19 protein-coding genes are annotated in these 24,601 nt (G+C 71.3%); 8 read left to right on the top strand and 11 right to left on the bottom strand.

The genetic code is table 11. The annotated features are described in order from the left end of the window. Positions 1-664 precede the first annotated feature (664 nt). From dndE to dndB, 4 genes are read right to left on the bottom strand one after another with little or no spacing between them, the layout of a single operon-like run. Positions 665-1,042, bottom strand: coding sequence for a DNA sulfur modification protein DndE (gene dndE, locus ACFCLZ_RS18715; RefSeq protein ID WP_380277438.1), 378 nt, complete (start codon positions 1,040-1,042; stop codon positions 665-667). Further along, entirely contained in the window at positions 1,032-3,023 is a 1,992-nt protein-coding gene (dndD, locus tag ACFCLZ_RS18710) for a DNA sulfur modification protein DndD (RefSeq protein WP_380277436.1), read from the bottom strand. Before dndD ends, dndE begins: the two co-directional genes overlap by 11 nt. Next, entirely contained in the window at positions 3,010-4,536 is a 1,527-nt protein-coding gene (dndC, locus tag ACFCLZ_RS18705) for a DNA phosphorothioation system sulfurtransferase DndC (protein WP_380277434.1), read from the bottom strand. The genes dndD and dndC overlap by 14 nt, the downstream gene beginning before the upstream one ends. Further along, positions 4,533-5,648 carry a DNA sulfur modification protein DndB gene (gene dndB / locus ACFCLZ_RS18700; protein WP_380286209.1) on the bottom strand — a complete coding sequence of 372 codons (1,116 nt, stop codon included), beginning with the start codon at positions 5,646-5,648 and terminating at the stop codon, positions 4,533-4,535. The genes dndC and dndB overlap by 4 nt, the downstream gene beginning before the upstream one ends. Before the next feature lie 84 nt (positions 5,649-5,732). Here dndB and dndA point away from each other — a divergent pair, with 84 nt between their 5' ends. Then, positions 5,733-6,869, top strand: a complete 1,137-nt coding sequence (dndA, locus tag ACFCLZ_RS18695; protein ID WP_380286061.1) for a cysteine desulfurase DndA — start codon at positions 5,733-5,735, stop codon at positions 6,867-6,869. Here the strand turns inward: dndA and ACFCLZ_RS18690 are convergent. After that, positions 6,850-8,340 carry a DNA phosphorothioation-associated putative methyltransferase gene (locus ACFCLZ_RS18690; RefSeq protein WP_380286060.1) on the bottom strand — a complete coding sequence of 497 codons (1,491 nt, stop codon included), beginning with the start codon at positions 8,338-8,340 and terminating at the stop codon, positions 6,850-6,852. The two genes, dndA and ACFCLZ_RS18690, sit on opposite strands and share 20 nt — an antisense overlap. A gap of 143 nt (positions 8,341-8,483) precedes the next feature. Then, complete coding sequence (locus tag ACFCLZ_RS18685; RefSeq protein ID WP_380286059.1) at positions 8,484-8,960, bottom strand: hypothetical protein; 477 nt, start codon at positions 8,958-8,960, stop codon at positions 8,484-8,486. Between the two features lie 237 nt (positions 8,961-9,197). On the opposite strand from ACFCLZ_RS18685, the gene ACFCLZ_RS18680 reads away from it, so the two are divergent. Next, positions 9,198-9,350: a hypothetical protein gene (locus ACFCLZ_RS18680; RefSeq protein ID WP_380286058.1), complete on the top strand. Its 153-nt coding sequence runs from the start codon at positions 9,198-9,200 to the stop codon at positions 9,348-9,350. A gap of 823 nt (positions 9,351-10,173) precedes the next feature. On the opposite strand, the gene ACFCLZ_RS18675 is transcribed toward ACFCLZ_RS18680, so the two are convergent. The 5 genes from ACFCLZ_RS18675 to ACFCLZ_RS18655 form a co-directional block, all read right to left on the bottom strand. Further along, positions 10,174-11,469, bottom strand: a complete 1,296-nt coding sequence (locus ACFCLZ_RS18675) for an MFS transporter (RefSeq protein ID WP_380286057.1) — start codon at positions 11,467-11,469, stop codon at positions 10,174-10,176. Next, positions 11,466-12,092: a pyridoxamine 5'-phosphate oxidase family protein gene (locus ACFCLZ_RS18670; protein ID WP_380286056.1), complete on the bottom strand. Its 627-nt coding sequence runs from the start codon at positions 12,090-12,092 to the stop codon at positions 11,466-11,468. The genes ACFCLZ_RS18675 and ACFCLZ_RS18670 overlap by 4 nt, the downstream gene beginning before the upstream one ends. 245 nt (positions 12,093-12,337) lie before the next feature. Beyond that, positions 12,338-15,607 (bottom strand): BTAD domain-containing putative transcriptional regulator, encoded by a 3,270-nt coding sequence (locus ACFCLZ_RS18665; protein WP_380286054.1) that lies wholly within the window; start codon positions 15,605-15,607, stop codon positions 12,338-12,340. 660 nt (positions 15,608-16,267) lie between these two features. Continuing rightward, positions 16,268-16,912 (bottom strand): response regulator, encoded by a 645-nt coding sequence (locus ACFCLZ_RS18660; protein ID WP_380286052.1) that lies wholly within the window; start codon positions 16,910-16,912, stop codon positions 16,268-16,270. Between the two features lie 15 nt (positions 16,913-16,927). Continuing rightward, positions 16,928-18,232 (bottom strand): sensor histidine kinase, encoded by a 1,305-nt coding sequence (locus ACFCLZ_RS18655; RefSeq protein ID WP_380286051.1) that lies wholly within the window; start codon positions 18,230-18,232, stop codon positions 16,928-16,930. Positions 18,233-18,466: 234 nt separating this feature from the next. Here ACFCLZ_RS18655 and ACFCLZ_RS18650 point away from each other — a divergent pair, with 234 nt between their 5' ends. The 6 genes from ACFCLZ_RS18650 (at position 18,467) to ACFCLZ_RS18625 (ending at position 24,423) form a co-directional block, all read left to right on the top strand. Beyond that, positions 18,467-19,030 carry a heme-binding protein gene (locus ACFCLZ_RS18650; protein WP_380286050.1) on the top strand — a complete coding sequence of 188 codons (564 nt, stop codon included), beginning with the start codon at positions 18,467-18,469 and terminating at the stop codon, positions 19,028-19,030. Between the two features lie 198 nt (positions 19,031-19,228). Continuing rightward, a complete protein-coding gene (locus ACFCLZ_RS18645) occupies positions 19,229-19,642 on the top strand; it encodes a hypothetical protein (RefSeq protein ID WP_380286049.1) in 414 nt (137 codons plus the stop codon). Between the two features lie 114 nt (positions 19,643-19,756). Then, positions 19,757-20,641 carry an NAD(P)-dependent oxidoreductase gene (locus ACFCLZ_RS18640; protein ID WP_380286048.1) on the top strand — a complete coding sequence of 295 codons (885 nt, stop codon included), beginning with the start codon at positions 19,757-19,759 and terminating at the stop codon, positions 20,639-20,641. Positions 20,642-20,885: 244 nt separating this feature from the next. Continuing rightward, a complete protein-coding gene (locus ACFCLZ_RS18635; protein ID WP_380286047.1) occupies positions 20,886-22,169 on the top strand; it encodes an LPXTG cell wall anchor domain-containing protein in 1,284 nt (427 codons plus the stop codon). Positions 22,170-22,341: 172 nt separating this feature from the next. Further along, a complete protein-coding gene (locus tag ACFCLZ_RS18630) occupies positions 22,342-23,565 on the top strand; it encodes a hypothetical protein (protein ID WP_380286046.1) in 1,224 nt (407 codons plus the stop codon). Positions 23,566-23,640: 75 nt separating this feature from the next. Continuing rightward, positions 23,641-24,423, top strand: a complete 783-nt coding sequence (locus ACFCLZ_RS18625) for a MerR family transcriptional regulator (RefSeq protein ID WP_380286044.1) — start codon at positions 23,641-23,643, stop codon at positions 24,421-24,423. Positions 24,424-24,601: the final 178 nt, after the last annotated feature.

The raw sequence follows: 24,601 nt of genomic DNA, 5'->3' as shown, positions 1-24,601 counted from the left end.
CACAGCCGGACTTCCCCCAGTGTTGCGGTTGTTTTGGATTCCTCGACGGCAGCAGACCGCCGGGGTCCGGAGGTCCAGACCGTGAGTCGATCAGCGAAACTGCAGGTCAGAAGGCCATTAGAGCTGTCAAGGTGGGCTGTAGGCATCGCCCTGAGCCGACGGCTCGAACAATTGATCGAATCCGCGGAGCGTCCAGCGGAGTACTCTCCGTGACAATGTAAAAGATCTTGCAGCTCGCTTGTCATAGTGAGCGGCGCCTCTCCTCTGGGCACGGTCGGGCCTCCGAGGGCTCGCGCACGGTTCCTCGTGAGGACGAACACTAGAGGATGTTGCTGACACTTACCCACCCTCCGGAGGAAACCTGAAGTGCCGCAGGGGGGAGGCGGTGATGAGGCGACGGCCGGCAGAGTCACACCTCCGGCAGAGTGCCCGAGCGTGCACCTCAGGTCGATCGGATGACTGGAGAGCGCGAGTGCCATCTCCACGACGAGGCATCCCAGCTTGGCGAGGGGCCGTCTCATCAGCCACCCTGTAGGCCGCGCACGGCCTTCCCCGATTCCACAGGGCATTGATCGGTTGGCATCTTGGCTTGTCAGGAACGAGAGAGGAGGGCGTGGAGTCGATGCCGACCCCACGCCGCTCCGTGCCGATCTCGGCGGCCTCGCTACTCGCAGGCTGAACCGACGAGCTGGCGGATTGTTGCGATTTCCTTGTTGCCGGCAAGGTAGCCGATGCCGCGGTGCAGGTGAATCGTCAGCTCACGGCTGAGCGATTCATCCGTGAGCGGCAGGCCGTCAGTCGCGCAGCGCTGCCGCAGCAGGGCGAGGTACGCGTCGCCGTAAGTACCCGCAAAGGTCCTCCAGGACATCTCGACGTTCGAGTCGGTGACGATTTCCTTGATCAGGGGTGTGGAGGGCTCGCGCAGGGACAGGGTCAGGGCCCAGCGGCATAGCACGTTCCAGTTCTTGATTCCCGTCGTCCGCTTCAACCTGACGAGCTGGTCGCGGGCGGGCTGGGACAGGCGGATGGTCTCAAGCGACATGCGATGCTCCAGTGCCCCACCAGTAGCCCGGCTGGACCGAGGTGGTGAACGTGGTGTCGTCGTGTACGAGGGTGTACGTGTGGGCAAGGGAGGGCCTGAGCCGCATGAGTAGCCGCTCGTCGATCTCCTCGTCGGTGGACAGCAGCAGGACCTGATGGCTGGCCTGCGGGAAGTAACGGTCCACCAGGTGCTCACGGTGCCGACTGTCGAGACGTCCGAGCGGAGTGTCGATCACGCTGGGCAGCCAGTTGCCTGCGACCCGTGCGAGCCCCCAGACCAGGGAGACGGCTAGGAGCTGGCGCTCGCCGGCGCTGAGACGGCCGGGATCGAGGGGTTCGCCGTCGGCTCCGATTAGGGTGAGTTGGTAGCGGGATGTATCGATACGCAGGCCGCGGATAAGGCCGTGCTTGCGCATGAGCTTGGTGAAGCTGTCGAGGACCGCGACCTCCAGCCGGTTGATGTGCCGGGCCAGCAGGGCGGTGCCGAACTTGTCGAGGACGGCGCGCTGGCGGTCACAGTAGGAGATGATCCGGGCGACCTCCTCGGCCCGCACCAGGGTCTTGACCCGTGCCTCGTGGGCGCGTTCCAGCTCGGCGGTGAGTGCTTCGCGGCGGCCCTTGCTGGTTGCGTGTACAGCCAGGGCGCTCTCCAGGTCGGCTTCCAGGCGGTGTACTGCCCGCATTGACTGCTCACGCTCGGCGATGCGGGTGGCGATGACCTTCTCGTCCGGCACACCGGCCAGCTGTCGGTCGAGGGTCGCGAGGATGCTGGCCTGCTCGGCGGCCTGGGCAAGTAGTTCCTGGGCCCGCTGCACTTCGTGGGTGAGGACCTGGTCAAGGCCAGCGAGCCGTCCGTAGCCGTCGGGGGAGAGTGCGAGGATGCGCTCGGCCGAGCCGGCGAGCTCACGCTCCTTGCGGTCGCCGTCCAGGTGGGCGCGGAAGGCGTTCAGGTCTGCGGTGGACAGAAGCGCGTCGAGGCGGTCCAGGATGTCGCGGTCGCGGTTGGCAAGGACCCCGATGATCTGCGCGGACTCGTCGGCCTGTTGCTCGACAGTGGCCTGCTTGTAGACGGCGGTCAGCTGGTCGCCAACCAGCAGTAGCGGAAGCGGACCGGCAGCAAGGTTGGCCAGGGCCTCCTCGTCGGCAGCCAGAGCCTTGGCAGCGTCCTTGCGGTGGGCTTCCAGCTCGCGACGGCGCTCGTAGAGGGCGCCGCCGTCCTTCTGGAAGGAGTATTCGGCGTTGTCCAGGGTGACCTTGGCGGCGTCCAGCCGGGAGCGCAGCTCGGCGACCTTGGCGTGGGCGGCTTCGACCTCGTGCTGGATGGCGTCGTGCCGACTCTCCAGCTCGCGGATCTGGACGACGGTCTCCCGCTCCTCGCCGGTGAGCTTCTGCCGGCGCTGTAGGGCGAGGAGGTCGGTGCGCAGCTGCTGCACGGTGTTGACGCCGAGCAGGGAGTGCACGGCGGACTCGATCACGGCGGAGGCGCGTTCAGGGTCGGCGAGGGATTCGATCTTCTCGCCATCGAAGAAGAACAGCGAGCCGATCTCCAGCGGGAGGAGGTCCTCGACATGGTCGGCCCAGCCTTCGCTGATGGTCCGGTCCCAGGTGCCGTTGACGAGCACGTTGACGTACTCGTGCAGACTCTTGCCGCTGGCAGCCCACTTGCGGCAGACGCGGTAGACGCGCTCGTTGCCGTCGACGGTGATGGAGAACTCGAGCTCGATCTCCGCACCGGTGGATGGGTCGGCCTGGCGGTTGATGCACTCGCGCAGGTATGTCTCGTACGGGCGGTTGCCGCGTCCACTGCAGCGTGCCCTCGGCCCGTACAGGACCAGCTGGAGCGCGTCGAGCAAGGTGGTTTTGCCGCAGCCGTTCATGCCGCCGATCAGGACGATGGGCCGCCCGGGGCTGGTGGAGAGCTCCAGGGACTGGTTTCCCCGATAGGCCCCAAAATCGCGAAGGGTGATGTTACGCAGAAGCATCGGCGGTGTCTTCGTCCTCGGTCAGCGTCATCGGCAGGCGGTCGGCGATCTCTTCGCGCAACTTCTTCTTGTTCAGCGCGTGTGCGTGCGCATCATCCTTGCCATCGAAGAAGCCGCGCTTGACAGTCTTCTCCAGGGCCTCGAACAGGCCCGAGCGCCGGGTCATGGTGCGGAACTTGCGCTCCACCTCCAGCAGTTCGCGGGCGGTTGTGAACAGCAGGTCGTCACCGTCGCAGGCTTCGCGCAGCAGGTCGATCTCACCGGCACCGAGCGCGAGGTGCTCGTCCAGGGGCCGGCCGGGGAAGGACTCGTGGGTCTCCTCCTCGTAGATCCGGGGCAGGGAATCCTCGACCTCGTGCTTCTCGAAGACCCACATCCGGCGGATCTCGTGGAGCTCCTCCATCGTGATCAGCTCTATGTTGCGGACATGCTCAGGTGCCAGCTGGCGCACCACGCTCTGCGCGGCCAGCAGCTGGCGCAGCCAGTCCTCGCGGGCTGCCTGGGTGTAGGGGCCGTGGACGATGCGCTCGTCGAACAGCTGGATGCTGCCGTTCATCTTGCGGAAGTCCCGGAGCTTGTGCTCTTCCTCGCCGGTCACGTCCAGCTTGTTGCGCAGCGAGAGGAGCGGCTCCATCCACTCCATCTCGTTGTCGGCGTTGTTGACCATCGCCGCCATCGACTTGTCCTTCTCGACGAGCGTGCAAGTCCAGCAGCCGAAGCGGCTGTCACCGCAAGAGGGAGTGGAGCTGTCGACGACCAGCGGGCACTCCTGGTCCTCGGTCGCGCTCTGGTACATCGTCAGCAGGTCCTTGTTGCGGTGACCCCAGGGGTTGTCCTGCTGCATCAGGAAGGTCCATACCTCGTCGTTGGACCACGCTTCGATCGGGCTGTAGACCAGCGAGTTCGGCAGATTGCCGTTGGGGGAGAGACGCTCTTGTACGCGCCGCTTCTCGTGCTTGGCCATTGCGCGGGCACGGGACTGGCTCTCCTGCTTGCGGATACCCAGCACCATGATCGCCTCACCGTGGCGACGCACCACCCGGCGAATGAAAGAGTTCGACGGGCGGATCTTCATACGTTCGGTGCACCAGCGGAACTTCGGCCGGGGCGCGGGGTAGCCGCGCCCGATCAGGTTCACCCAGAAGGTGTCCTTGATCTCCGGGGTGAGCCGGTTCGGCTCGATGGGCAGCTCCTGCTTGACGGCTGCCTGCCGCATGGTTTCCAGGGACTGCGAGACCCACGCGGCCACGACCGGGTTCTCCACCAGTGTATCCGTGCTGATGACGTACACGGTCTTCTTGCGCTGCTCGACCGGCACCTCCTTCAGGGCCAGCCACACCAACTGCAGGGTGGCGGTGGAATCCTTGCCACCGCTGTAGCCGACGACCCAGGGCACCTCGTCCGCGAGGTACAGCTCGCGGATCTCGTCCGTGAGCTCGGCTACGACCTGCTTCAGGCCGCTGCCCTCGAACGGCACGACCCGTCGAACTGGGGTCGGGATCAGGGTGCTCATGCGTCTCCTCGTTTGTTGGCGTCTTCGGCACGCTGCTCTTCGGGGCTGAGCCGCAGCTTCAGCGCGCGGCGCAGGTAGTTGACAGTCAATGTGACCTGGGTATGGCTCTTGGAGACCCGGCCGCCAATGATCGCCCGGCCTTCCCAGTCGTGGTTGGTGCGGGACCAGTCAACTGAGGTGAGCCTCTTCAATCTCTGCTGCCACACCGCAGGATCGACTGATTCGCGTACCAGGGTGTTGCCGACGCGGCCCAGCGCGTGGAGCGCGATGCCGTGGCTGTGGATGTAATCGCGGCGCACGTCGGGAGCCGTCAGACGGCGGTCGCGCACCATTGCCCACTCGGGGATGAGGGTGTCGATGTGCTCCCAGAACTCCTGCACCAGGGTGTTGGCGTCCTCGCGCTTCAATTCCAGGCCCAGCAACAGGGCCTGGTTGCCCGAGTGCAGGGCGCTGAGAGTGAACAGTTTGCGCGAGCGTGCGGAGAGGGTGCTGCTCTCCATCTCGACGTGCTGCTTGAACACCGGGGACTTCAGCGCCAGCAGCCGGGTCAGGTTCGCGAGGTCGTCGCGCTGGTCGTAGAGGACGCCGATGGAACGGGAGGGTCGGACCGCGTGGCGGTTCAGGTCGGCGAACATCTGCTGCGAGCGCGCGAGGCCGGCGTCGTGGAAGAAGACGACGGCGATCGTCTCGTCCCCAAGATCCGGATTTTCCTTGAGGGCCAGCTCGATGGCAGCGCGGCGGTGCTGCCCATCGTTGATCAAGAACTTGGCTGCCATCGGTACCCGAATCTGGCCCGCGCGCATGCCGGTGCCCTCGCCTGCGATGCCCTCGAAGGCGATGTCCCCGTCGATGGACGCGGTCAGCGCACTGAACACGTAGTCGTCGGGGTTGTCGAGGATGTAGCGGGACAATGCGGGCAGCCGTCCCTTGTTGAGGACGCGCTGGGCGCGGACCTCGGGAGCGATCTCGTCGTCATCGAAGAGGAAGATCTTCGGGATGAGCCGCAAGGGACACATCGATACAAAGAACTCTCTGCCGGCCTGAACCCCCCGGATGGCAGGAAAAACGTACTGGAAGCCGACAGACGTCGTCTCGCCAGTCGTACGTGCCACTCTCTGATCCGTCACAGCTGTATCGTACCGTGACGTACGTTATCTGGATGACGTACACGGCGGGATTTGGAGACGAGAGTAGCGATGCTGGTAACGTACATGGACGCCGCTGCCACCACGCGAGTCGACTCGCGCGTAGCCGAGGTCGTCATGCACTGGATGACCGAAGACTTCGGCAACGCCGGCAGTCGCACCCATGACTACGGCGCTCGAGCCAAGAGGGCGGTGGGGCAGGCGCGCGGCCAGCTCGCTGCTCAACTCGCGGCCGAGTCGAATGAGTTGATCTTTACCAGTGGAGCGACAGAAAGCAACAACATTGCGTTGCTTGGACTCGCGCCTCATGGCGAACTGACTGGACGCCGTCACATCATCACCTCGGCGATCGAGCACAAGGCGGTCATCGAACCACTGGAGCACCTGCAGAGCCGCGGTTTCGAGGTCGACTTCCTCAAACCCGACCAGTGCGGCAGGGTCAGCGTCGAAGCGGTCCAGGAGCGCTTGCGTCCCGAGACCCTGCTCGTGTCGCTGATGCACGTCAACAATGAGACGGGCGTCATCCAGCCCGTCGCCGAACTGGCCCGCATCCTACGCGAGACCCCTACCTACTTCCACGTCGACGCAGCCCAGGGCTTCGCCAAGCTCCCCGAGGACCTCACCGCGCCGATTGACCTCGTCAGCATCAGCGGCCACAAGATTGGCGCCCCCAAGGGCGTCGGCGCGCTGCTTGTCCGTAAGCGCGGCTGGGACCGGGTGCCCCTGCAACCCCTCATGTTCGGCGGCGGCCAGGAGCGAAAACTCCGCCCGGGCACCCTTCCGGTCCCGTTGATCATGGGACTTGCCAAGGCGGAAGAGGTCTTCCGCAATGAGCACCAGCAATGGCTCGCCGGGGCGCAGAAGTTCCGCGAGCAGCTCCTGGGTGAACTCGCCGCCACTCGCTTCCATCTGAACGGTGACCCCGACCACGCCGTCCCGCACATCCTCAACATCTCCTTCGACGAGGTGGACGCCGAGGCTCTCATCGTCAGACTCAAGAACGTCGCAGCAGTCGCGACCGGGTCGGCTTGCACCAGCGCCTCCTACACCCCCAGCCATGTCCTGACCGCCATGGGCTTGCCAGAGAAGGTCTCCTCGAACGGGTTGCGCCTGTCGTGGTTCCCCTCCCAGGTTGAGGACTTCGATGCGGCCGAACTTGTTGCCGCTGTCAACCAGTTCCAGCAGTAGGTTTTGGGGAGCGTGCATCATCCCCAACGGCGCGCGGCTGCTGGATGCGCCGCACCAGCCGGTGCCCGCACAGCGAACGACCGCAGCGCTCCAGCTCCGCCTCCCAGCCCTGTTCCGTTCCGATCAGATGCGGGGACTCGTAGAGGCCAGCGCGGACCTCGGCGTCGGTGAGCCGCCGGTACTTGGGTACGTCTGGATCGTCTGGGGAGAGGAACTCGTGCTTGCGGTGCAGCAGCGGTCTGCTCGGTGAGTTCTCGTACGACAGGTACGTAGTCTCCAAGCCGACCATCTCGACAGAGTACGAGGAACGCAGCCGCGGGTGCGGGTCGGCGTCGAAGTCCGGATAGTCGAGCCAACTCACAGCGCGGCCTCGGTGCTTGAGCTTGATCAGCGTCCAGTCCGGAGGCCGGCCGGCAGCGATCGCCGCGCAATGCTCGTACAGCCGTAGGACAGTCGGCATCTGGTCGATTGCCCTGCGGTGCACGTAGAGCGCCGTCGGAGTCAGCTTGCCGACCGAGGAGGCCTGCATTGCGCCCCGCACGTACGAATCGTCACGTAGCTTCAGCAACAGCCGGTCGGCACGCTTGCATGCCTCCAAATAGGACGAGAAGTGCGTCCGAATGTCCAGCCGTACCTGCAGTGGCAAGCTCCCGAACGGACCCCGGCCGTTGAACAGCTCCACCGCCAGGAACAGCAGCGTGCCCAACGTGGTCCGTTTGCCCCCCTCAGTAACCTTCTCCGAATCGGCAGAACGCTGCACCAAGCGCCGGATCTCTGAACCCTGCAGGTGACCGAGCAACCTGGAGAGCGGAACCGGCATTTCCTCCAGCTGGGGCAGCCTCCCGCGCCGCTCAGTGAAGTCCACCACCGAGGCGATTGCCGAAGCGGTGTCCTCCGAGGCCAACCACCCTGCGTCCGGCACGATCCGTCGAGCCAGGAACGCGATTCTATCGACGTCGTTCCGGAACGCGTAGACGACCCCGGGGGCTGCTGAAACGCAGCGCACTCCGGTAACGTCCTGGACAAAGCTGCGCAACTCGCCCGCGCCGAAAAGATGCTGAAACGTGCCCCGACTCGTTAGGACGCCATCGGCGACCTGAGCGCCGTTGACCTTGTTCCGCTCCCATACCAATCGGGTCGATGCCACCAGCACCCCACGAGTCAACTCCCAGGCGCGCAAGAGCGTTTCGCGCCGCTCGGCGGGGTCCTCGATCACATTCAAGACGTAGGTGATCAGCACGACGTCCGCTGGCTCCTGCTGGCTGGTCGGGAAGTAGTGCGGATCCCAGCCAGTGACGTTCAAGTTCATATGGCGCAAGCTGCGCACATCGTCACCCCGGCCGCAGCCGTAGTCGAGAATGCTTGCCCCGGGCTGAAGCTGCTGATCGATAATCGCTTGCCGGACTGGCACCGAGAGAGTCGCACGACTGATCGCCGTCAGCCGCCGCTCGCTTATCCACGCCCCGTGCATCACACCTCACTACAGGTTGTAATGGCCCGTTGCGGGCATAGTTTGCAATTCTGGCTCCAGTCATCACTCTGCGTGTTTACTCGTGTCCGGTTCGCTCGTCCTCGCCGAACTGGGAATCGGCTGGATCCCGACCTCCGCGACCTTCAATGGCTCGAGGAATGATGCCAGATTGTAACCTTGGGTCGCCGACCGGGGTGGCTGGTGCGCCAGCCTCCCGAACCGACGCGATCGGCGCACCGGCGGTGCGCAGCCAGTAGCCGGGCGCGCACGGTCGGCTCGTCCAGCCCCATCACCGCGGCCACGGCGGCCGGCGCCAGACCGAGACGGTCGTGCAGCAGCGCGGCGTCGGCGGCCTGGTCGGGCATCACGCGGTGAAGGCCGCCCGGCGGCGGGGCCGGGGCGAGCGCGCGGGCCGCGGTGACGGCCTCACGCAGCACGCACCACGTGAACGCTGCGGGCCCGTCACGCAGCGCCCGGTCCCACTCGGTCCGGGTCCTGCGCAGAACGAGCGCGACGACCCGTTCGGCGAGACCGGCGTCGCCCAGGCGTACCCGCGCGTACATCTCGTAGTGGCCGTGGTGCAGTTCGGCGAAGGCGGCAAAACAAAGACCTGTGGCCACCAGTGCTCCGTTCGGCGGCGATGTCGGAAGGAGGACGCCCCTTGCGAGCAGGAGCCCGAAGGACGGCCGCAGGGGGCGCGAAAGCCTCATCCCCGGGGCGCGAAGATGTGCGCACGGGCGTGCGGAGCACCCTCGCGCGGCGGCCGGTCCGGCCGCGGGGCAGCCGGACCGACAACCGCGCAACGGAGTCAGCGCCATCGGAAGCGGACCTACTCGAAACCGGTATCCCGGCCGCCGATGCAGGAGTTCGTCCAGGCGAGCAAGGACCGCCCGACCGTCTTCCAGCTCCCCTCGTACGCACCGGACCTCCACCCACAAGAGGGCATCTGGTGGCTGGTCAAGCGCACCATCGGCAACCTCGCCGCCGCGAACCTCGACCAGCTGGCCTGAGCAGCCTGAAACAGATCCAGTATCGCCCCCACCTCGTTGACGGGTGTCTCGTCACCACAGGCCTGACCATGGACGGCTGACCAGCTTCACACCGACATCACTAATTCAACTTCAGTAACGACCTCGTGCATTACGAGCGCAGACCGCGGATCGGTGAGACGGTATCCCCAGCAGGGGCAGCTGCTGTGTGACTTCGTGGCGACTGCCGCCGTTCAGTGTGACGGCGAGCAGGGTGCCGTGCCCGGTCGACGATCAGCTCGCCCTCCTTCACCCGCAGCTGGACCATCAGCACGCGGCCGTCCGTATTCATATTCTGGGCGCTCTGCATGTACCGGCCCAACGAGATGACCTGGTTCCGTCCTCCTCGGGGCGATGCCCTCCAGGAGGGCGATAGCGGCGGACAAAGCGACCGTCCCGCCTTCTACTGCGAACGCGACCGCGTCGGGGTGATCGGTTCCGCCTGGTCGCGCTTGCAGGAGTAGCTCGGGCACCAGCGAACCAGGTGCTCAGACGAGGTCACCGACCTCCGGCAGGCCGGCGCGAGCCCGGCCTGCCGCGCCGGTGATCGTGCAGCTTCGGCTGGCGCCGACGACGGCGGCCCGCCGACGAATCGAAACGGCCAAAACGCGTCGTGCGCGACTAGCGCGCGGGTAGCAGCGGTAAACCACGGTCAACAGCGGTCAAGGATCTGAGCACTTCGAGGCTTCACCGTAGGCGCGCATCCGGCCTGCGACCTGCGGTTATGCCCGTTTGGCTGAAAGAGATTCCCAAGCTTATAGCGCGAGTTCGATTCTCGTCGCCCGCTCCACGGTAAAGCCGCAGGTCAGTGACCTGCGGCTTTTGTGTTGTCCGGGTGGGGCCGGGGGTGGGCGCGGGGGAGGGTGCGGATGGGGCGGGTGGTGAGGAGGGCGAGGGCGGTGAGGAGGGCTACGGCGGCGCCGAGGAGGAGGACGCGGTCGGTGCCGAAGGCGTGGGTGGCGGGGCCGGCCAGGGCGCTGCCGAGGGGGTACATGCCGACGGAGCCGGCGACCTCGTAGGCGTGGACGCGGTTGAGGACCTCACCGGGGACCTGGGTCTGGACGCTGGTGGCCCACATGACGCTCCAGACGCCGGTGCCGGCGCCGACCGCGATCTGGGCGGCGGCCAGCAGCCAGAGCGGCCAGTCGAGGACGATGCCGAGCGGGTAGAGGGGGTAGGCCAGTATCGCCACGGCTCCGGCGGCGAGCGGGCGGGCGGGCTTGTAGCGGATCGCCAGCAGGCCGCCGGCGACGGTGCCCGCGCCCAGGGCGCAGTTGAGCAGGCCGAAGGCGGTCGGGCCGTGCTCGGGGACGATGACGCCGGCGGCCACCGTCAGCTGCGGGCCCCAGGAGAGCACCGCGAAGACCATCCAGATGACGATCACGCCCCAGAGCCAGCTGCGGGAGCGGAACTCCCGCCAGCCGACGGCGAGGTCGTGCCGGAAGCTCTCGCCGGCCGGCGGGGCGGGCACCGGACCGAGCCGGAGCGCGAACAGGCAGGCGGCGCTGGTTCCGTAGGCGACGGCGGAGATCACCATCACCCAGGCGGTGTTCCCGAGCCCGACCAGGACGCCGGCCAGCGCCGGGCCGCCGAGTCCGGTGAGCGCCTCGGCGGTGCGGAGCACGCCGTTGGCGCCCTGGACGTCGCGCGCGACCAGCGGGACGGTCGAGGAGGCGCCCGGCTGGAACATCGCGTTGGCGGTGCCGCTCGCCGCCAGCAGGGCGTACAGCTGCCAGGGGTGGTCGATGCCGTGGAGGAAGAGGAGGGCGAGCAGGGCTTGGGTGGTGAGGTTGGCCAGGTCGGCGGCGATCATCATCCGGCGGGCGGTGAAGCGGTCGGCGAGCACCCCGCCGAACAGCACCAGGCCGGCGAACGGGCCGACCAGGAAGGCCATCGCGTACCCCGCGGTGTCCAGGCCGTACCCGCCGCTGAGCAGGCCGGCCGAGACCGCGACCGGCAGCATCGCCCAGCTGAGCAGGCCGGCGCTGCGGGCGGTGAAGTAGGAGCGGAAGTTGCGGGACCAGATCGCCGGTTCGGTGGTCGGCGGCGTCGCCGGGGAGAGCGGCGCGTCGGACGGCAGGTCGGTCAGGAGGTCTTTCACGGGCGTTCGGTTCCTCGGTCGTGCGCGGCGAGTTCCGCGCGCAGGGCGGCGTTCTCCCGCTCCAGCCGTGCGAGGCGGTCGGTGAGTTCGCGGTGGCTGAGGCGGGGGGTGATGTGGTTCGGGCAGTTCCAGGCGAAGGCCTCCACCCGGATGGTGACGACCTGTTCGACCGTGCCGTCGGTGCGCGGCGAGTCCAGCCGGGCGGTGAGCGCGGGGGCGTCGCCGACCGGGACGGCGGTGGCGCGGCCGTACAGCTTGAGGCGGGCCCGGCGGGCGTGGTCGAGGAAGAAGAGCGCGACCCGGCCGTCGCCGCGCAGGTTGCCGGTGGTGATGTACTGCCGGTTGCCCCGGACGTCCAGGTAGCCGAGGGTCCGCTCGTTCAGGACGTGGACGAAGCCCGGTGGGCCGCCCCGGAACTGGAGGTACGGCCAGCCGGTCGCGCCCACGGTGGCGAACAGGAAGCCGTCGAGGCCGCGGATGAAGTCGGCCTCGACGCCGGTGAGCGTTTGGGGCTCCTCACCGCCCGGCGTCCGCAGGCGGCGCTCGGCCGCCGCGGCGCTGCCGAGTTCCTGCTGGACGCGGCGCACCGCGGGGGTGAACGCGAGGTGGTCGTAGCGGCTCATCGGACGCTCCTGGGGGATCACGGCCTGGGGTGCGACCACCGTACGGAGCCGCGCTGGTCGGGCTCCCGTAGCCGGACCGGAGGGGAAAGGGCTCGGCCGCAGGCGGGTTCCGGGCGGGCACCTCCGTGCTGACCTGCGGTTCTGTCGCGTGCCCGGCGGCCGGGCCGGGGGGACCGGCAGAACCGGGGAAACTGCCGGACCGGTCCTTCTGCCGCCGCCCGGCGCTCAGCGGTGCTCAGCGGTGCTCAGCGGAGCCGGACGCCGCCCATCGCCCGGGAGAGCCGCCGTGCCTCGCGCCAGTGCTCGAACGCCGGGCCGCGCGCGCCGAGGGCCGACTGCGCGTGGCCGAGCGCCAGTTGGCTGCGCGCCTCGCCGGGCCGGTGCCCGGTCTCGCGGTGCACGGCGAGGGCGGCGCGTCCGCTCTCCAGGGCGGTCCGCGACTCGCCGAGGCGCAACCGGGTCCGGGCCAGCGCGTCGAGCGCGCAGCCTTCGAGCATCCGGAACCGGGCCTCGCGGGAGAGCGCGACGGCGCGCTCCGCGGTGCGCAGGGCGGCCCGCGGCTCCCGGCACGTCTGGACCGTCGCGAGCCCGACGAGCGCGGCGGCCTGCGGGAAGCGGTCGTGCACCGACTCGGCGAGGCGCAGCGCCTCGCGGTAGCTGTCGGCCGCGTCGGAGGGCCGGTGGGCGCGCTCCTGCGCCGCGCCCAGGGCCAGGAAGGCGTTGGCCTCCAGCGCCCGGTTGCGCAGGGTCCGCGCGCCGGCGAGCGCGGTGTGGGCCAGCAGCCGGCCGGTGGCGTGGTCGCCCAGGTCGGTGTGGGCGCCGGAGAGGGCGTTCAGGGCCACCGTCTCGCTGAACTTGTTGCCGCTGCGCAGATGCGCCGGGAGCGTCCCGCCGAGCACCCGGATCGCGTCCGCGGGGCGTCCCAGCGCCCGGTGGACGACTCCGAGGTTGGTGTACGAGATCGCCTCCGCGCGGCCCGCGTCGAGCTCGCGGAAGTGGCGGGCCACCTGGGTGAAGTGCGCGGCGGCCTCGTGCAGCCGGCCGAGCTGCCAGCAGACCAGGCCGAGGGTGGTGATGTCCTCGTCGGGATCCTCCCGGCGGCCGGGGCGGGTGCGTCGCAGCCGGGCGGCGGTCGCGACGTCGGAGCAGTCGCCGGTGTACATCCCGGTCGACAGGTAGCTGTGCAGGTGCCGGGCCAGCCGCCGGGCGACGGCGGTGAAGCCGGTGCCGGACGCCTCCTGGACGGCGCCGGCCAGGTTCTCGCGTTCGCGCTCCAGCCACTGCGCGGCCCGGCCGTGGTCGGGGAAGGCGGGCGCGGACGGCGCCGCTCCGGCGGCCGGGTCCGCGGCGGGCGCGGTGGGGAAGAGCAGTCGGGCCGCGGCGTCGGTGCGGTCCAGGTACCAGCCGAACAGCCGGTTCCGGGCGGCGTGCGCCTCGGCGCCGCCGACCAGCTCGCGGGCGTAGGAGCGCAGCAGGTCGTGCAGTCCGAACCGGCCGGCCGCCCGTTCCTGCACCAGGTGGGCGTCGGCCAGGGCCGCCAGCAGCGCGGCGGACGCGGCCGGGGCGGAGCCCGCCAGCGCGGCGGCGCCGTCCGCGGTGAGGTCCGGGCCGGGCATCAGGCCGAGGAGCCGGAACATCCGCCGGGCGGCGGGCGGGAGCGCGCGGTAGGAGAGGTCGAAGGCGGCCCGCACCGTCGAGTGCCGGTCCCCTTCGACGTGCAGCCGGCCGAGTACGTCGCCGCCCGCCAACTCGGCGCAGTGGTCGGCGATCCGGGTGCCGCGGGACACCAGGTTGGCGCCGGCGATGCGGATCGCCAGCGGCAGTCCGCCGCAGAGCCGTACGAGCTCGCGGGCCGCCTCCTCCTCGGCCGCGACCCGGCACGCGCCGACGGTGCTGCCCAGCAGGTGGCGGGCCTCGTCCGGGCCGAGCACGTCCAGACCGAGCCGGCGGGCGCCGTCGACGACCAGTCCGGCGAGCCTGCTGCGGCTGGTGATCAGGACGGCGCAGCCCGGGGCGCCCGGGATCAGCGGTCTGACCTGCTCGGCGTCGCGGGCGTTGTCCAGCACGATCAGCATGCGCCGGTCGGCGAGCAGTGTGCGGTACAGCGCCGCGGCCTCGTCCTGGTCCGCGGGCAGCCGGTCGGGCCGGACGCCCAGGGCGCGGAGGAACCGGGCCAGGACGTCGCCGGGGCGCAGCGCCGGGAGCCGGGAGTGGCCGTGCAGGTCGACGAACAGCTGCCCGTCCTCGAAGTGCTTGCGCCGCGCGTGTGCCCAGTGCGTGGCGAGGGCGGTCTTGCCGATCCCGGGCGCGCCGACCACCGCCACCACGTGCGGGCGTCGTGCCGGGTCGGGCGCCACGAGGGCGTCCAGCTCCTCCAGTTGCTGCCGCCGTCCGACGTAGCAGCCGGTCGCGGCGGGCAGTTGGGCCGGGCGCGCCGCGGCGGCGAGCGGGCCGGTCGAACGCGGGCCGGTCGGGGCGGCGCCGCCGACCGGGGCGAGCGGCACCTGTCGGCGCAGCACCCGCAGGTGGGCGTCGTGGACCTCCGGGCCCGGCGCGACGCCCAACTCCTCGTCGAGCCGGTCGCGCAGGCGGCCGAACACGGTGAGCGCGGCGGCCTGCTCCCCGCAGCCCGCGAGCGCGAGGATCAGCCGGGCGTGCAGGCCCTCGTGCAGCGGCTCGGCGGTCACCAGCTCCGACAGCACCGGGACGGCTTCCCCGGAGCGGCGCAGCAGCAGCGCCGTGTCGGCGTGCAACAGGGCGGCGCCGACCCGCCGTTCGTCGGCCGCGACCGCGGCCGGATGCCGGCGCAGCGCCGGGTCCGCGTCGGCGAGCACCGGGCCGCGCCAGCACCGCAGGGCCCGGGTCAGCGCCTCGTACGCGGCCTCGGGGTTTGGTGCGCGGTGCAACTGGTGCGCCCGCTCCAGCAGTTCGTCGAACCGGCCGAGGTCGATCTCGTTCCGGGCGGCCTCCAGCCGGTAGCCGGTGGGCGTGCGGACGACGGTCGGCGGGGCGGTCCTCAGGTCCTCGGGTGCCAGCAGCCGGCGGACCTGGCTGACGTAGCCGTGGACGAGGCTCTGGTGGGATCCGGGCGGCCCGGACGGCCAGAGGGTGTCGGTGATCTCCTGCGGGGTGGCGGGACCGGGGTGCTTGAGGGCCAGCAGCCCGAGCAGGCGGCGCAGCATCGGACCGGTGACCGGGACGGGGGTGCGGCCGTGCTGGAGGGCGAGCGGTCCGAGGATCAGCAGCCGGGGCGCGCCGGCGCCGCGGGCCGGCTCGGTGCGGCCGGCGGCCACCAGGTCCGCCAGTTCGGCGCCGGTCAGCTCCAGGGCCCCGGCCAGCCGTCGCAGGGTGTCCGTCCGGGGCCGCCGGACCCGGCCGTGTTCGAGGTCGCGCAGCGCCCTGGTGCTGATCCCGGCCCGCGTCGCGGCCGCCTCCTGGCCCAGTCCGGCCCGCCCGCGGAACGCCTGGAGCCGTGCACCGAACGCCGCCGGCCCGCCCGCCGTCCCCTCCGCCATGGCGTCCCCCTCGTTCCGGTGATCAGTGTGAACCGGGCCGGTCCACCGGGCAAGGGAGATGGGCCGACGGCCGGGTCAGGGGCGGGGGGAGGAGGCGGAGGAGGGTGAAGTGGGTGGTGGCGAGGTCGCGTTGGGAGGTGGAGGGGCCGGCGGTCGGAGCCGGGTTCGCTGTGCTCATCGGGCGGGTCCCTCCTCGGCGGATTGCACTACCCGGTGCAGTTTACCCGCCGGGCCGGTGGCGGCGCGGGGTCGTCGCGAGGTGATGAGGGTGGGGTGGAAAGCAGGGAGGCGCGGAGCGAGTCCCCCCGGACCCGCTCCGCGCCGCGTCGACGCGCGGCTTCGTGCCGCTCCCCCCGATCGCCCCGGACTCCCGCCGTCCCCCCTGGCACAGCTCTCCGGCGAGAGCGTTCCGCACAGGCCCGGCAAGCCCCCTTGAGGTGGGGCGTCGTTGATCGTTACGGTAACAAACCGCATGGTTGGTTTGTCAATGCTCAAATCCACGGAACATCCACAATCGGGGATGGAGGTCCGGATGGCAAGGGGTGCCGGGGAGGTGGGAGAAAGGGCTGATGGGGCCCGGTCGTTCGGATGCCGTCGGAGGCGGCGGGGCGGGACGAAGACGTTTGTTCGGAATCCGACATTCCGAACGGGATGTCGGTATCAGCGGAGCAGCCGGCGCTCCTTGGCGACGGCCACCGCGCCGGCCCGGGTGTCGACGCCCAACTTGTCGTAGATCCGGCCGAGGTGGGTCTTGACGGTCGCCTCGCTGATGAACAGCGCGCGGGCGATCTCCCGGTTGCCGAGCCCCTGGGCGAGCTGGGCGAGGATGTCCGTCTCGCGCTCGGTGAGCTGCGGCGACGGGGCCCGCATCTGCGCCATGACCCGGGAGGCCACCGGCGGCGAGAGCACCGTCCGCCCCCGCGCGGCCGAGTGCACCGCGGCGAACAGCTCCTCCGGCCGCTCGGCCTTCAGCAGGTACCCGGTCGCGCCCGCGCCGATCGCCCGGGTGATGTCGGCGTCGGTGTCGTAGGTGGTCAGGACCAGGACGTGCGGGGCGTCCGGGGCCGCGGTGATCCGGCGGGTGGCCTCCACGCCGTCGATGCCGTCGCCGAGCTGGAGGTCCATCAGCACCACCTGCGGGGCCAGCCGGGCCGCCAGGTCGACCGCCTCCTCGCCGCTGCTCGCCTCGCCGACCACCTCGATGTCGCCGGCACTGGCCAGCAGGGCGAGCAGACCGGCCCGGACCACGGCATGGTCGTCGCAGACCAGCAGCCGGACCGGGGACGGGGCGGGGACGGCGTTCATCGGGCGGCTCCAGGTCTAGCGGCGGTCGGGGGTGAGCGGGACGGCCGCGGAGACCACGGTGCCCTCGCCGGGGGCGCTCTCCACGGTCAGGGTGCCGCCGAGCTGGCGCAGCCGGGCGCGCATGGCCGGCAGGCCGTGGCCGCGGCCGGGGGAGGACGGTGAGGGGGAGGACGGTGAGGGCGAGGACGGCGAGGGCGAGGGGGACGTCGGTGTGGCGGGGGTGAAGCCGCGGCCGTCGTCGGCGATGTCCAGGACGGCCTGGTCGCCGAGGAAGGAGAGGGTCAGCGCGGCGGCCGAGGCCCCGGCGTGCTCGCGGACATTGGCCAGCGCCCCCTGGGCGATCCGCAGCAGCGCCGACTGCGCGGCCGCCGGCAGCGGCACCGGCGCGCCGTCCAGGTGGAAGCGGACCGGCAGTCCGCTCTCGGCGGCCTCCCGCTCGGCGAGCGCGCGCAGCGCCTGGTCCAGGCCGCGGCCGTCGGCGAGTTCGGCGGGCGCGAGGTCGTGGACGAAGCGGCGGGCCTCGGCGAGGTTCCGGGCGGCCACCTCGGCGGCGGTGCGGACGTGGCCGCGGGCGGTCGCCGGGTCGCCGTCCCAGGTGCGGTCGGCGGCCTGGAGCAGCATCTGCTGGCTGGACAGGCCCTGGGCGAGGGTGTCGTGGATCTCCATCGCCAGCCGTTCGCGCTCGGCCAGCGTCCCCTCCCGCCGTTCGGTGGCGGCGAGTTCGCGCCGGGTGCGGACCAGGTCGGCGATCAGCGCGCGCTGCCGTTCGGCCTGCCGCTCCATGTACAGGAAGACGCCGGTGGCCAGCGCGGCGACGGCGGGCGGCAGCAGGACGAGGTTGGCGTCCAGCGGGCCCGGCAGCCGGACCTCGCCGACGACCACCAGCAGGGTGAGCGCCGCGACCAGCGGGACCGCCGCCGGGGTGGGCAGCGTCCGCAGGGCGGTGTAGACCAGCGGGACGGCGCACCAGGCGAAGCTCGGCGCGACCAGCACCAGGACCACCCAGAGCACGGTCACCACGGCCAGGGGCCAGGGGCGGCGGCGCTGCCCGGGGGCGGGCGGACGGCGGTGGGCGAGCCAGGAGCCGACCGGCTGGACGACGGCCAGGGCGATGCTCAGGCCGAGCACCCAGGGGATGCGCGGGTTGCCGGGGTGGTGGGTGAGGAAGCGGCTGAGCGAGGTGGCGAGCAGAAGGAGGAAGGCGGAGTCGAGCAGTACGGCCAGCCGGCCGGCGTCCGGGTCGGGGGAGGCGGCGAGGGCGGGCGGGGCCGGGGACGCCGGGGACGCCGGGGACGCGGACCGGGGGCCGGGGTGGTGCACGGGGCCGCTCCTCGCTCTGTCCGCTCTGTCCGGTCGGTTCGCTCGGGCCGTTCGGGCTGCGGCGATCCTTCGATGGTGACCCGGCCGGCCCGGGGCCGCATCGACCGATCGGTTGACGGCTCCGTCGTCCATCATGCCCGGGCGCGGTGTCCGGACCGCCGATGTGGCGCCGGGGCCCCGGAACGGAGGATCGAACCCGTCCCCACCACCGCCCATCCGACGAGGAGCCGGACCATGAAGAAGACCTCCGTTCGCGCCAAGGTGCTGACCGGCACCGTCGCCGCCGCCGCGCTGGCCGCCGCCACCCTCGGCGCCGTCTCGGCCAGCGCCGAGGCCACCGACACCCCGGCCGTCGCCGCCGCCGCGGTCAGGACCGACGCCCAGAACAAGAACCTCGCCCAGAGCACCGGTCTGACCATCGAGGCCGCCACCAAGGCCGCCCAGGCCACCCTGGACGCGGCCGCCAAGGCCGGCCAGCGCGTCTCGGTGGCGGTCGTCGACCGCGACGGCGTCACCCGGGTGCTGCTCAAGGGCGACGGCGCCGGCCCGCAGTCGCCGGAGTCGGCGGTCCGGAAGGCGTTCACGGCGGTCTCCTGGAACGCGCCCACCTCCGAGCTGGCCAAGCGACTGGCGCAGGCCCCGAACCTCAAGGACATCCCGAACACCCTGTTCCTGGCCGGCGGCGCCCCGGTGCAGTCCAAGGGCGCGCCGGTGGCGGGCATCGGTGTCGCGGGCGCGCCGAGCGGCGACCTGGACGAGCAGTTCGCGCAGGCGGGCGTCGAGGCGCTCACCAAGTAGCCCGGCCGAGGAACCCCGGCCCGCGCCGAGGGCGTGCGGTCGGCCCGTGCGCCGGGGCGGACCCCGACCGCCCCGGCGCACTCCACCGCCCCGGCGGGCTCCCCGTACGGGTGAAGGTCGCGCGGGTCACCGCAGAACACGGGGTCGCCGGCCGAAAAGCCGCTGCCGCTGTCGGTGCCGCGTGGCAGGCTTCCCGCTATGACGGCGTGGACCCTCAACGACATCGAACGTGCGATCCGCTCCTCCTGGGGTGTCGACACCTGCGCGCCCGAGGACCAGGCCCACTGGCATCCCGACAATCCCGCCCACGGCCAGTGCCGGGCGACCGCCCTGGTGGTGCACGACCTGCTCGGCGGCGAGCTGATGATGGGCGAGGTGTACACCGGCGGGGTCCGGACGGACCTGCACTGGTGGAACCGCTCCGCGGCCGGCGCCGAGGTGGACATGACCCGCTCGCGCTTCGGCCCGGACGAGCGGGTCGGTCCCGGCCGGCCGGTCGCCCGCCCGCTGCGCCCGGGGCGGCTGCAGGCCCAGTACCAGCTGCTGCGCCACCGGGTCCGCGCGCACCTGGAGGCCGGTTCGGCGGACGGGCGGCACGCCGCGGCGGCCTGACCGCGGCGGCGGCTCCTCCGGAACGACGGCCCGACGCCCCGCCGGGCTGACGTACAGTCGGCTGATCGTGGCCGGACGACCGGTCCGGCCGCCGGGTGACAGCGGGAGTGTGCGATGAGCGGGATGACCGTCGGCTTCGTCGGACTGGGCGCGATGGGCCAGGGCATGGCCGCCAACCTGGTGAAGGCCGGGCACACCGTCCGGGTCTGGAACCGCTCGCCCGAACCGGTGGCCGCCATGGTCGCCCGGGGCGCCCTGGCCGCCGACGGACTGGCCGACGTCTTCGCCGCCGACGCGGTCGTCTCGATGCTCGCCAACGACACCGCCGTGGAGCGGCTGCTGCTCGACCCGGCCCTGCTGGAGGCCGCCACGGCCGGCACCCACGTCAACATGGCGACCGTCTCGGTCGCCCTGGCCGAGCGCGCCGAGGCCCTGCACGCCGAGTACGGCATCGGGTACGTCGCCGCGCCGGTGCTCGGCCGCCCGCCGGTGGCCGAGGCCGGGGAGCTCAACATCCTGGCCGCCGGGAGCGCGGAGTCGCTGGCCGCGGTCGAGCCGCTGTTCGCCGCGATGGGCCGGCGCGTCTGGCACTTCGGCGAGCGTCCGGGCCAGGCCAACACCGCCAAGATCAGCACCAACTTCCTGCTGGCCTGCGCGATCGAGTCGATGGCCGAGGCGTGCAGCCTGGCCGAGGCCAACGGCGTCCGCCCGACCGATCTGATCGAGATGCTCAGCGGCACCCTCTTCCCGGGGCCGGTCTACTCCGGATACGGCTCGATGGTGGCCGAACGCCGTTACGAGCCCGCCGGGTTCAAGCTTCCGCTCGGGCTCAAGGACGTCGACCTCGCGCTCTCCGCCGGCGCGGCGGCGCGCGTGCCGCTGCCCTTCGGCAGCGTGCTGCGGGACGCGTTCCTGGACGCGCTGGCGCACGGGGACGGCGAGAAGGACTGGGCCGCGGTCGCGGCCGTCGCGCGGCGGCGGGCCGGGCTGCCGGAGTAGCGGGGCGGACGGCAAGGGCGGCACGGGCGTCGCAGGTGCAAAAGCCCTTCCCCGGGGCAGAGTTGGGCCAATCGGACAGAAATCGTCCCACGCCCGAAGAAAACCGGCACCCGCCTCACGGTACGGCCGAAGACTTCGGTAGTCTCCGTCGGACTTTCAGCTTCGCGGGGGGATCGCGGCTCGGACAGCCGCCTGGTCCTCCCGCTCCCCCGGGCCGCGCCCGGACACTCTCGTGAGGTTTCCCTTGTCCATCTCCATACCTCGCAGTCTCGCCCTGGCCGGCGCCGCAGCGCTCGCCGCCTCGATGGCCCTGACCGGTGCCCAGAGCGCGGTGGCCGCCGCCACCACCGGACCCACCTCCGCCGCCGCCACGCCGCAGGCCGAGAAGGCCAGGGCCCGCTCGCTCGACCTGTCCCTGGACGGGGTGCCGCGGACCTTCGTCGCCGGCGGCGACAGCAAGCTGTTCAACTTCACCGTCGACAACAACACCAAGCAGGACTTCGTCTACTACCCGCTGCTCAAGTTCAAGAACCCCAAGGGCACGCTGCGCGGCGAGCACCTCAAGGTCGAGTACCAGCTGCCCGACGGGTTGGACAAGACGAAGACCTGGCTGCCGGCCAAGCCGGCGCCGGGCGGCGGCGACGGCGACGACGACGGCGTGCTGTTCCTGCTCGCCAAGCTCATCGACGGACGCCTGCCCGACGCCAAGAACTCGCTGCTCGCGGTCAACAAGGGCAGCAGCCTCACCATCACCGTGCGGGTCACGGTCGACAAGGCCGCGCCGCTCGGCACGGCCGGCGTCGTCCCGGTGGTCTTCGCCGGGAAGGCGGAGGGCAACGACCCGATCGGGCAGGGCGAGTTCCTCGGTGACGGTTCGTGCGGCGACCGCTTCAAGATCGTGGCCGGGGGCGGCGGAAAGCCGAGCCCCACCGCGAAGCCGAGCACCACCAAGCCGACCAGCCCGAGCGCCAGCCCGACGACGAAGCCGACCGGCAGCCCGTCGGCCACCACCTCGCCGTCGGCGACCACCTCGCCGTCCGCCACCGCGACGCCGACCGCCACGTCGAGCGCCACGGCTGCGCCGAGCACGAGCACCAGCCCGTCGGCCACCGCGCTGCCGTCGGAAGGCGGTTCGCCGTCCGCGACCACGACGCCGACCGCGACGTCGAGCACGACGCCGTCGGGCAGCGCGTCGCCGAGTGCGACCACGACGTCCGGCACGAGCGCCTCGCCGAGCGCCCCCGCCACCACTGCCCCGGCGACCCCGGCCCCCGAGGACACCGAGGGCGACGACGGGACCGGTGCCCGCCAGCCGATCGACTTCCCGGTGAAGGTCCCGGCCATCGCGCCGCTGCCGATCACCCCGGAGGCCGTCGCCCAGGCGCGCGCCAACGCGGACAAGGCCCTGGCCACCACCGGTGGCGGTGACGACACCACGGCCATCGCGGTCGCCGGTGGCGCCGTCCTCGCGGCCGGTGTCGGCACCCTGTTCGTGCTCCGCCGCCGTCGCGCCGCGCAGCACGGCTGACCCGCCGACCGCGCACCACGACGCACGCCGCCCGTGTTCCCGGCCCACCGGGGACACGGGCGGCGTGCGTCGGGCCGCCCGGCGGTGCCTAGGATGACCGTCCGAGGGGGCCGACACAGGGCAGGCGAGGTACGGGGTGCGGGTACGGGGCGCGGAGCGCTCGACGGGGCCGGTGCGGTCGAGGCGCGCGGCGCGGGCCGGTACGGACTACGAGGCCGCCGCCGGCCGGATCGTCGGTCTGCCGGTCCGCAGACACCACGTGCTGCTGCTCGCCTGGACCGTCCTGTGGTTCCTGCTGGTCGAGCCGAGCGGCGGCTTCTCCTGGCACTACCTGCGCCAGGGCGAGGAACTGCTCTTCAGCGACCGGCCGGACGGCGGCCTCGCGCTCTACGCCCACCACCCCGAGCTGCAGATCGGCCCGGTCAGCCTGGCGGTGGCGCGGCTCTTCGACCCCTTCCCGCCGCACACCGGCGAACTGCTGGCCGAGGCGGTGATGTCCGGACTGGGCCTGGCGATGCTGGTCCTGGTCGGCCGCACCGCCGCCCGCCACTACCTGGGCACCGGTACCAACCACCGCCGGCTCCAGCAGCGGCTGCTGATCGCCGGCCTGGCCTTCATCCCGATGTGGGTCGAGGTGTCCGTGCGCTTCGCGCACCTGGACGACGTGCTGGCGCTGTTCTTCACCACCCTCGCCGCGTACGAGGTCAGCCGCGGCCGGGCCGCCCTGGTCGGCGTGTACCTGGCGCTGGCGGTGGACTCCAAGCCGTGGGCGCTGGCCTTCGCGCCGCTGATCCTCGCGCTGCCCCGGGTCAGGTGGTTGCGGACGGTGCTCTGGTTCGTCGGACTGGTGGCCCTCGCCTGGCTGCCGTTCTACCTGGGCGACCTGGACACCATGGCGGCCGCGAAGTTCACCATCCCCAACCAGCCCGCCTCGGCGCTGCGCTGGTTCGGGGTGAGCGATCCGGCGACGCCGTGGTGGGACCGCCCGGCGCAGTTCGCCCTCGGCCTGTCCCTGGGCGCTCTGGCGGTCTGGCGCGGCCGCTGGCCGGCCGTCGTCCTGCTGGGGGCGGACGCCAGGATCCTGCTCGACCCGAGCGTCTACACGTACTACTCCGCGTCGATCCTGCTCGGCACGCTGCTCTGGGACACCGTCGGGCAGCGGCGGCTGGTGCCGTGGTGGAGCTGGATCGCGCTGGCCGCCCTGTACGGCGGCACGCTGTTCCTCCCGTCCGACCCGGCGCGCGGCTTCGTCCGGCTCGCTTTCGTGGTGGTCTCGGCGGGGTACGTCCTGCTCTGGCCCACCCGGCGGAGGCGCGGGCGCGGCGGCGGCTCCCGGCGGGTCGCCGGTCAGGACGGCGCGCGGCGGCGCACCGAACGCGAGCCGGCCGCCGTCTGACCCGCGCCGCCACCGGCTTGACCCTCACGCAACGGGAGGACGGAGGGTAGTGGTCAGCACGGAGGGAGAACCCGGATGAACACCGCAGACGGGTACGCGGTCGGCGCGGTGGCGAGGATCGCCAAGGTGACCGTCCGCACCCTGCACCACTACGACGAGATCGGCCTGCTGTCCCCCCGGGGCCGCACGCCGGCCGGCTACCGCCGGTACGACGAGGCCGACCTCGGCCGGTTGCAGCGGATCCTGTTCTACCGCGAACTCGGGTTCCCCCTCGAGGAGATCGCGGCCATTCTGGACGACGACTCGGTGAGCCCGAGCGAGCACCTGCGGCGCCAGCACCGGCTGCTGACCGACCGCATCGCCCATCTCCAGCAACTGGCCGCGGCCGTCGAACACGCCATGGAGGCAGAGAAGATGGGTATCCAGCTGACCCCGGAGGAGAAGTTCGAGCTCTTCGGCGAGCACTACCGAGAGGAGTGGGAGACCGAGGCCGAGCAGCGCTGGGGCGACACCGCGGCCTGGGCGGAGTCCCAGCGCCGCACCGGGGGCTACGACAAGGCCGACTGGGAGCGGATCAAGACCGAGACGGACGCGCTCAACGCCCGCCTGGTGGAGGCCTTCACCGCCGGCGAGCCCGCCGACGGCGGCCCGGCCACGGACCTCGCCGAAGAGCACCGGCGGCACATCCGCGACAACTTCTACGACTGCACCTTCGAGATCCACCGCGGCATCGCGGGGATGTACCTCGCCGACCCGCGCTTCACGCAGGTGTACGAGGACCTCGCCCCGGGTCTCGCGCGGTGGCTGCACGACGCCATGCTCGCCAACGCGGACCGGCGCATCGGCGGGCAGGCGTAGCGGAGGCCGGGCGTAGCGGAGGCCGGATGTAGTGGTGGTCGGGCGCGGTGGCCGGAGCGGCGCCGGGGCATTCCGCCGAGAACGTGTCGGAGGGATACCAATGAATGTATTGATTCCGGCCACTGCGAAATTTTCTTCGAACACCCCGCAACCCCTCGGGGACTCGGGCGTCTGAAAG

It is taken from the genome of Kitasatospora purpeofusca (assembly GCF_042691725.1).
In the GTDB taxonomy this organism is placed as follows: domain Bacteria; phylum Actinomycetota; class Actinomycetes; order Streptomycetales; family Streptomycetaceae; genus Kitasatospora; species Kitasatospora purpeofusca_B.
Note: the sequence above shows the minus strand (reverse complement) of the source record. Positions and strands in the feature narration are given on the sequence as shown.

What these genes read in the sequence shown, in the direction of transcription:
- dndE (WP_380277438.1), bottom strand. Translation starts at nt 1,042, where the DNA reads ATGTCGCTTGAGACCATCCGCCTGTCCCAGCCCGCCCGCGACCAGCTC.
- dndD (WP_380277436.1), bottom strand. Translation starts at nt 3,023, where the DNA reads ATGCTTCTGCGTAACATCACCCTTCGCGATTTTGGGGCCTATCGGGGA.
- dndC (WP_380277434.1), bottom strand. Translation starts at nt 4,536, where the DNA reads ATGAGCACCCTGATCCCGACCCCAGTTCGACGGGTCGTGCCGTTCGAG.
- dndA (WP_380286061.1), top strand. Translation starts at nt 5,733, where the DNA reads ATGCTGGTAACGTACATGGACGCCGCTGCCACCACGCGAGTCGACTCG.
- ACFCLZ_RS18690 (WP_380286060.1), bottom strand. Translation starts at nt 8,340, where the DNA reads ATGCACGGGGCGTGGATAAGCGAGCGGCGGCTGACGGCGATCAGTCGT.
- ACFCLZ_RS18680 (WP_380286058.1), top strand. Translation starts at nt 9,198, where the DNA reads ATGCAGGAGTTCGTCCAGGCGAGCAAGGACCGCCCGACCGTCTTCCAG.
- ACFCLZ_RS18670 (WP_380286056.1), bottom strand. Translation starts at nt 12,092, where the DNA reads ATGAGCCGCTACGACCACCTCGCGTTCACCCCCGCGGTGCGCCGCGTC.
- ACFCLZ_RS18665 (WP_380286054.1), bottom strand. Translation starts at nt 15,607, where the DNA reads ATGGCGGAGGGGACGGCGGGCGGGCCGGCGGCGTTCGGTGCACGGCTC.
- ACFCLZ_RS18660 (WP_380286052.1), bottom strand. Translation starts at nt 16,912, where the DNA reads ATGAACGCCGTCCCCGCCCCGTCCCCGGTCCGGCTGCTGGTCTGCGAC.
- ACFCLZ_RS18650 (WP_380286050.1), top strand. Translation starts at nt 18,467, where the DNA reads ATGAAGAAGACCTCCGTTCGCGCCAAGGTGCTGACCGGCACCGTCGCC.
- ACFCLZ_RS18645 (WP_380286049.1), top strand. Translation starts at nt 19,229, where the DNA reads ATGACGGCGTGGACCCTCAACGACATCGAACGTGCGATCCGCTCCTCC.
- ACFCLZ_RS18640 (WP_380286048.1), top strand. Translation starts at nt 19,757, where the DNA reads ATGAGCGGGATGACCGTCGGCTTCGTCGGACTGGGCGCGATGGGCCAG.
- ACFCLZ_RS18625 (WP_380286044.1), top strand. Translation starts at nt 23,641, where the DNA reads ATGAACACCGCAGACGGGTACGCGGTCGGCGCGGTGGCGAGGATCGCC.